A 6,108-nucleotide genomic window follows, 5' to 3' on the forward strand; every position below is an offset into this window, starting at 1 on the left:
CGGGGAGGACGTCAACGACGCACTCCAGGGGAGGTGCACCATGCGCGCAGATGCGCAGGCCGTGATGGTCTTCTGGTTTCAAACGCTGGAGCCTGTTCTCTCCACGCCGGAAGAAGTCGCCTTCCTCCAGCAGCCGGGCTCTTCTTTTAACCCAATGGGATGACGTAGCGCTTTATGCCGTTAAGAACCTCTACCCGTATCAACAAGTACATCAGTGAAAGCGGCCTGTGCTCCCGCCGCGAAGCCGACCGCTTCGTGGAGCAGGGCAATGTCTATATCAACGGTCGCCGGGCCACCACGGGGGATCAGGTGGTGGCGGGAGATCGGGTCAAGGTGAACGGCCAGGAGATCGAACCGCAGGAAGAAGAAGACCTGGTATTGATCGCGCTGAACAAGCCGGTGGGCATCGTCAGCACCACGGAGTCTGCTGAAAAGGACAACATTGTCGAGTTCGTCAAGCACGGCACGCGTATCTTTCCCATCGGACGGCTGGACAAGGACTCCCAGGGCCTGATCTTTCTCACCAACAACGGCGATCTGGTCAACAAGATTCTGCGCGCCAACAATCATCACGAGAAAGAGTACGTGGTGACGGTGGATAAGCCGATCACCGATGAGTTCATTGCCGGTATGCAGGGCGGGGTGCCCATTCTTGGCCAAGTGACCAAAAAGTGTCGCGTGGTCAAGGAGTCTACTTTCGTCTTCAATATTACGCTGGTGCAGGGGCTGAATCGTCAGATTCGCCGTATGTGCGAATACTTCGGTTACGAAGTGACGCAACTGGTGCGTACACGCATCATGAACGTCTCCTTGAAAGGCCTGGCGCTGGGCGACTGGCGCGATCTGACGCCCCGTGAGATCGAGACCATCATTGCCCTGACCGAAACCTCGCAAGCCGCACCGGAGAAGAAAAAGCGCGACAGGCCTGACTACAGCGGCAACAGACATGGCGCGAAGGGTAAACCACCGGCAGCGAAAAAGGCCTCACCAGGTGCCCGTTCGGGTGGCAAGAGCCGTCAGGACTCCAAGGGGAAAGTAGCCGCGTCGGGTAAGCCAGGCGCCAAAGCAAAGCCAACGGGAAAACCGGCTGCCAAAGGCAAGGGCAGGCCCGGCAGTAAACCCGGTGGCAAGTCGGGCGCGGGCAAGGGTGCCATCAAGGGTGGTCGACCTGGTGGGGGCAGAACAGCCGCCGGTAAGCCGTCTTCCCGGCGCAAATAGTCAGCCAGGGCCCATCATGAACTCATGGATGCTTTTCGGGCTGGCGCTCTATGCAGCGGCCAGCGTCGTGACTTATGCCACCTATGCATGGGACAAGCGGGCGGCGATCAAGAAGCGCCAGCGGGTGAGCGAAAAAACGCTGCACTGGCTGGCGCTGTTAGGGGGTTGGCCAGGCGCGTGGTGCGCTCAGCAGCAGCTGCGCCACAAGACCCAGAAAACCGCTTTTCGGCGAGTTTTCTGGGTCACGGTGGTGCTCAACCTGGCCTGTCTGGCGGCTGTTCTGGCGCTTACGCAACCTTGGCCGAGTTGAACAGGAAGTTGGCGATCAGTTCCTTGCCGCCTTCGGTGGCAAACGACTCCGGGTGAAACTGAATGCCGTGGATGGGGTAGTCGCGGTGCTTCACGCCCATCAGTTCGAACTCGCCGGCGGCCTGCCAGGCGCTGCGCTCGGCAAAATGCTCGGCGGTCAGCGCGCCGACCGTGGCGGTCACTTCCAGGCAGTCGGGCAGGGTGGTGGCGTCGGCAATCAAGGAGTGGTAGCGCATCACTTCCAATTGGTCGGGGACGCCCTGGAACACCGAGCGGTCATCGTGATGAATGGGGCTGATCTTGCCGTGCATGGGCAGCGGTGCCTTGACCACCTTGCCACCAAAGACATGCACGATGCCCTGCATGCCCAGGCACACTCCCAGCAGTGGCGTCGTCTTGCCGAGTTTTTCGATGACCTCGGCACACACCCCGAAGTAGCGCGGGTCGTCCGGCGAGCCCGGCCCCGGCGAAATGATGATGCGGTCCGGGGCCATGGCCTCGATGGCCTTGAAGTCGATCTGGTTGTTCCGCTTCACCACGATCTCGAAATGCGGCAGCTCCCCGCGATTCTTTTCGGTGGTGAGAATTTCACCGATGAACTGGTAGAGGTTGTAGGTGAACGAGTCGTAGTTGTCGATGATCAGCACCTTCATGCGGGGCTCTCCGTTTCCGTGCTCATAAAGGGGGCTAGCGCCTTGCGGGTACCGGCAAACTTGCGACGAATCTCCTCGTACTCATCCTCGGCATTGCTGTCGTAGACGTTGCCGCCGCAGGTTTGCACGTAGGCGCGTTCACCGTTGACGAACACCGTACGAATCGGAATGGCGAAGGTGCAGTCGCCATTGAAGGAAAACTGACCCACTGCGCCGCCATAGGGGCCGCGACCATCGGTTTCCAGGTCGTCGATGATCTTCATGGCCTCGATCTTGGGAGCGCCGGTCAGCGTTCCGGCAGGGAAGTTGCTGGCCAGGGCGGTGAACATGTCTTCGCCTTCGGCGATGATGCCGACGATCTCGCTGGAGATGTGCTGTACGTGGCTGAACCGCTTGATATCCATCAGGCTGCGTACCTTCACCGTTCCAAACTGGGCCACGCGGCCGATGTCGTTGCGGTGCAGGTCCACGATCATGTTGTGCTCGGCGATCTCCTTCGGGTCGTTGAGCAGTGCGCGGGCCAGCTGCGTGTCTTCCTGGGGGGTCTGGCCACGGAGCGTGGTGCCCGCCAGCGGGAAGGTTTCCATTTCGCCCTGGCGCAGGCGAAACAGCAGCTCGGGGCTGGCGCCGATCAGCTTCTGATCACCGAATTTGACGTAATACATCTGTGGTGACGGGTTGATGGTGCGCAGCTGGTCATAGAGCGCCAGGGTATCGCCCTGGATGCGAAAGCGCTTCTTGAATCCCACTTCACACTGGAACACCTTGCCGTCGATGATGTCCTGCTTCACCTTGGCCACGGCTTCGGCATGCTGGGTCTTGCTCATGGTGTCGCCCAGCGCGGTAATGCTGAGCGCCCCGGCAGGCTCGTCTGCTGCTTCGATCAGTGTCTGCAGAAAATCATAGCGGCTGTTATCGTAGTAAAAGTAGGTGACTTCCCCGGTCATCTTGTCGAGGATCAAGCCATCCTTGTAAAGCCCGAAGCGGAACGTATCGAAGTCGTCGCTGGCTTTCAGCGTCAGCGAAGGCTCGAAGTACTGCATGGCGTCGTAGCCCAGATAGCCGCTGAGGCCGCCGGCGTACTTGCGGGAAATGATGTTCTGCGGAATCAGGCTGCGCAGCAGCTCGTAGGGGTTCTCGCTGGTGTACTGCTCGGCCTGACCGTCGCGGTTTTCGATGGTCAGCGTGTGGCCATTGGCGTACAGCGTATATTCGGGATCGAAGCCAATGATCGAGTGGCGTGCCATATGGCTATCTTCGCCCAGCGACTCCAGCATGTAGCAGGTGTCGAAGCGGCGCTCGATTTTCTGAAACAGGGCGAAGAAGTCGCAGTCTGCCGCCAGCGTCACGTAGTGTGGTTTACGAGGCAGTGTAAACGGCGTTGGGCCAGTGGTGTTGGCCTGAGTGTGAGTGCTCATAAAGGGTCGTTCCGTGATGAAGATGACTGGTTCAGTGCGCGAGAGCCCCTGGATACCGTGGCAATACCGACCCCGAGGGTATCGGCAATCTTGCGGTGGGGTACCCCTTCGTTGAGCAGCTTGAAAATCTGCAGACGCTTGCTGATTTCCTGGTACTCCGCTGGTGTCAGCAGGCTGGCCAGCGCAGCGTCCATGGCCTCGGGGGTCTCGATGGCCACCAGATGGCGTACCAGCTCAGCCTGATAGTGTGACGGAGAGAGGGTCATGAGTGAGTCACCAGCGGTCGATGAAAATCGTGTTAATGTACTAGTACGCTAGTACATTAACACGAATAAGCGCAGGGTCAAGAGACATCTCGGCTGGCAGCATCGAAAACCGGGATTAAAACGGCAGGTGTAGCGAAGCGCTGAGCATATTGAGGTGGCTGAGCGTGGGCGTGTCGATACGCTCGTACTCGAAACGGCTGATTAACCGGTTAACGGTCATGGTGGCGCCGAAGCCTTGCAGCAGCGCCGTGCCGCCATCATCGGCATGGGGCTGGTACGCTTCACCCCGCCACTCGGTGAAGCCGGATTTGGCATAAACGCTGACGGCGCCCATGCGCACGCCTGCCACCAGGGCGCCACCCAGGCTCAGGGTATCCATGAGCAGCGGGCTCACCTGGGACGTAATGGGGACTTCTTCACTTTCGCGATAGGCGATCTCGGCACCGATATCCAGCCGTGGCAGCCGTTCGGGGCTGAAGCCTGCGGTCAGCCGAAAGCCGGTGGTGTTGGTGTCGAGGCTGCTCAGGTCGCTGCCTTCCAGCACCACGCCGTTATCCAGCCGAATCCACTCACCGTCGGGCGCTGCATACGCCAGCAATACCGTGTCGTCACTCGCCAGGGCGGTGGCGAAGGGCGCAGCGCTCACCAGCGTCAGGAGCAGGGTGCTTGCCAGGCGGTTCATTGGCGTTCCTCTTGTCCTTGATCGTGACCTTATCGTTATGCAGGCGGGTCGCAGTTTATCGAGTCAACCGTTACAGGTTAGCAACGGGCGCTGATTTCCACCACGTTAATTGCCTGTTGAGCGAGATTTTCCAGCAGGTGCTTGCCCATGGCCAGAAAGCGCTCGCCAAATACCCACTGGGGCGAGACGACCGCAGGCTGGGCGGTCTGCTCCTTTTGGCGTTGACGCTGGCGCCACGCCAGGGCGGTCTGGCTCCAATCCTCGTGGTGTTGCAAGGTGAAGCCTTGCCGTTGCAGCAGGGTAGTCAATGCCTCCAGGCTGAGCAGGTGCGAATGTTCGGGCCCTTCCGCCCAGGGCACCGGGAAGCGCAGCGCTGCCTGGTTCGAGCCGCCCACCACTTCGTGCATCACCAGCTGCCCGCCGGGGCGCAGCACTCGGCGGCACTGGGCCAGCACGCTTTCCGGGTCAGGCATGTTCATCAGGCTGTGTTGAAACACCACCGCATCGAAGCTCGCGTCGGTAAACGGCAGAGCGCTGGCATTTCCCGTCACCCAGCGCAATTTGCCGCCCATGGGGGTGGGCGTGAGTTGGCTGATGGCCCGGTTGAGCGCGCTGAAGCGGTGGGTGATATCCAGCCCGGTCATGTGCAGGCCCATGGCCGCGCCCTGGCGCATCAGCCCGCCCAGCCCGGCACCGATGTCCAGCACCTGGCTTTGCGGCTCGATCAGGGCCAACAGCCTGGCCGAGGCGGCCAAGCCACCGATATGCAGTTGGTCCAGTGGGGCGAGCTGGTGCAGCGTCGGACCCTCAGGATAATGGCTGCGCAACTGCTGGAGAATCTCCTGGTCACGCAGCCCCTGATCGTAGTGATGCGCCAGGGGCTTTGCCATGGCGGCTACTTCTGCTCGTCCAGGCCCAGCTCTTCTATCGAGATTTCGCGCATCTTGAACTTCTGGATCTTGCCGGTGACGGTCATGGGGAACGCATCCACGAACTTGAAGTAGCGTGGGATCTTGAAGTGAGTGATCTTGCCCTTGCAGTATTCGCGCAGGTCTTCACCGGTGATCTCGCCCGCGGTGGCGTTGAGCTTCACCCAGGCGATCAGCTCTTCGCCATACTTCTTGTCGGGTACGCCGGTGACCTGGACTTCGGAAATGGCCGGGTGGGCGTACAGAAACTCTTCGATCTCTTTCGGGTAGACGTTTTCACCGCCGCGAATCACCATGTCCTTGATACGCCCCACGATCTGGATGTAGCCCTCGTCATCCATGGTGGCCAGGTCGCCGGTATGCATCCAGCCTGCCTCGTCGATGGCTTCGGCGGTGGCTTTGTCGTTGTTCCAGTACTTGAGCATCACGCTATAGCCACGGGTACACAGCTCGCCGATTTCTCCACGGGGCAGAATGCCGCCATTGCCTGGGTCGACGATCTTGCTTTCCAGGTGGGGCTGGGTACGGCCCACGGTGGAAACGCGCTTGTCGATGGTGTCGTTGGCGCCGGTCTGTGTCGACACCGGGCTGGTCTCGGTCATGCCGTAGGCAATCTGCACGCCCTTCATGTTC

8 protein-coding genes are annotated in these 6,108 nt (G+C 60.4%); 2 read left to right on the forward strand and 6 right to left on the reverse strand.

Annotated elements, in window-relative coordinates:
* The first annotated feature begins 174 nt into the window (after positions 1-174).
* Entirely contained in the window at positions 175-1,218 is a 1,044-nt protein-coding gene (gene rluF / locus B7L71_RS07875) for a 23S rRNA pseudouridine(2604) synthase RluF (RefSeq protein WP_081137153.1), read from the forward strand.
* 16 nt (positions 1,219-1,234) lie between these two features.
* The gene (locus tag B7L71_RS07880; protein ID WP_229800729.1) at positions 1,235-1,528 is read left to right on the forward strand and encodes a DUF1294 domain-containing protein; all 294 of its coding nucleotides are present in this window, start codon (positions 1,235-1,237) and stop codon (positions 1,526-1,528) included.
* Here B7L71_RS07880 and B7L71_RS07885 read toward each other — a convergent pair.
* The 6 genes from B7L71_RS07885 to B7L71_RS07910 all read right to left on the reverse strand — a co-directional run.
* Entirely contained in the window at positions 1,506-2,180 is a 675-nt protein-coding gene (locus B7L71_RS07885) for an anthranilate synthase component II (RefSeq protein WP_081137155.1), read from the reverse strand. The genes B7L71_RS07880 and B7L71_RS07885 overlap by 23 nt on opposite strands.
* Entirely contained in the window at positions 2,177-3,598 is a 1,422-nt protein-coding gene (locus B7L71_RS07890; RefSeq protein WP_081137157.1) for an anthranilate synthase component I family protein, read from the reverse strand. Before B7L71_RS07890 ends, B7L71_RS07885 begins: the two co-directional genes overlap by 4 nt.
* Entirely contained in the window at positions 3,595-3,864 is a 270-nt protein-coding gene (locus tag B7L71_RS07895; RefSeq protein ID WP_016913604.1) for a Trp family transcriptional regulator, read from the reverse strand. Before B7L71_RS07895 ends, B7L71_RS07890 begins: the two co-directional genes overlap by 4 nt.
* A 115-nt stretch (positions 3,865-3,979) precedes the next feature.
* Complete coding sequence (locus B7L71_RS07900; protein ID WP_016913605.1) at positions 3,980-4,546, reverse strand: hypothetical protein; 567 nt, start codon at positions 4,544-4,546, stop codon at positions 3,980-3,982.
* A 77-nt stretch (positions 4,547-4,623) separates the two neighbouring features.
* Positions 4,624-5,436: a class I SAM-dependent methyltransferase gene (locus B7L71_RS07905; protein WP_081137159.1), complete on the reverse strand. Its 813-nt coding sequence runs from the start codon at positions 5,434-5,436 to the stop codon at positions 4,624-4,626.
* A gap of 5 nt (positions 5,437-5,441) precedes the next feature.
* A partial coding sequence (locus B7L71_RS07910) for an AMP-binding enzyme (protein WP_139790085.1) occupies positions 5,442-6,108 on the reverse strand: 667 nt, incomplete at its 5' end.

Origin of the sequence: Halomonas sp. BC2 (genome assembly GCF_002078115.1) — a bacterium.
In the GTDB taxonomy this organism is placed as follows: Bacteria; Pseudomonadota; Gammaproteobacteria; order Pseudomonadales; family Halomonadaceae; genus Vreelandella; species Vreelandella stevensii.

Bases quoted from the DNA above. Each gene is read 5' to 3' on its own strand.
- rluF (WP_081137153.1), top strand. From the start codon at position 175: ATGCCGTTAAGAACCTCTACCCGTATCAACAAGTACATCAGTGAAAGC.
- B7L71_RS07880 (WP_229800729.1), top strand. From the start codon at position 1,235: ATGAACTCATGGATGCTTTTCGGGCTGGCGCTCTATGCAGCGGCCAGC.
- B7L71_RS07885 (WP_081137155.1), bottom strand. From the start codon at position 2,180: ATGAAGGTGCTGATCATCGACAACTACGACTCGTTCACCTACAACCTC.
- B7L71_RS07890 (WP_081137157.1), bottom strand. From the start codon at position 3,598: ATGAGCACTCACACTCAGGCCAACACCACTGGCCCAACGCCGTTTACA.
- B7L71_RS07895 (WP_016913604.1), bottom strand. From the start codon at position 3,864: ATGACCCTCTCTCCGTCACACTATCAGGCTGAGCTGGTACGCCATCTG.
- B7L71_RS07900 (WP_016913605.1), bottom strand. From the start codon at position 4,546: ATGAACCGCCTGGCAAGCACCCTGCTCCTGACGCTGGTGAGCGCTGCG.
- B7L71_RS07905 (WP_081137159.1), bottom strand. From the start codon at position 5,436: ATGGCAAAGCCCCTGGCGCATCACTACGATCAGGGGCTGCGTGACCAG.